The 396-nt window shown below is 62.4% G+C and carries 1 protein-coding gene; it reads left to right on the forward strand.

Annotated elements, in window-relative coordinates; genetic code table 11:
• On the forward strand, positions 1-396 hold a 396-nt coding region (locus HLUSI_RS29295; RefSeq protein ID WP_040503613.1), incomplete at both ends, for a PAS domain-containing protein.

Consider the following 396-nt stretch of genomic DNA (forward strand, 5'->3'; position numbering starts at 1 on the left):
CCGCGCGCGCGCGCGAGAGCATCCGCTGGACCATCGTCGCCATCGTCGGCGGCAGTGTTGTCATCGTCGCCATCCTGATCGCGGTCTATCTGCGGCTCAAGCGCGAAACGCTGCGGCGCCTGGAAGCGCAAGCCAAGACGCAGCTGTATGCGGACGAGATCGAGGATCTGTATAACCGGGCGCCGTGCGGTTACCACTCGATTGATGAAGAAAGCGGCCTGATCGTGCAGATCAATGACACGGAACTGGCCTGGCTTGGGTACACGCGCGAACAGGTAGTCGGCAAGATGACGCAGGCCGATCTGATGACGCCATCCAGCGCGGAACGCTATCGCACCGTGTTGCGGCCGCGGTTCTTGCGCAACGAAGCGATCGACGGCATCGATGCCGAAAAGC

The sequence above is a fragment of the Herbaspirillum lusitanum P6-12 genome, from assembly GCF_000256565.1.
Taxonomy (GTDB): domain Bacteria; phylum Pseudomonadota; class Gammaproteobacteria; order Burkholderiales; family Burkholderiaceae_D; genus Herbaspirillum; species Herbaspirillum lusitanum.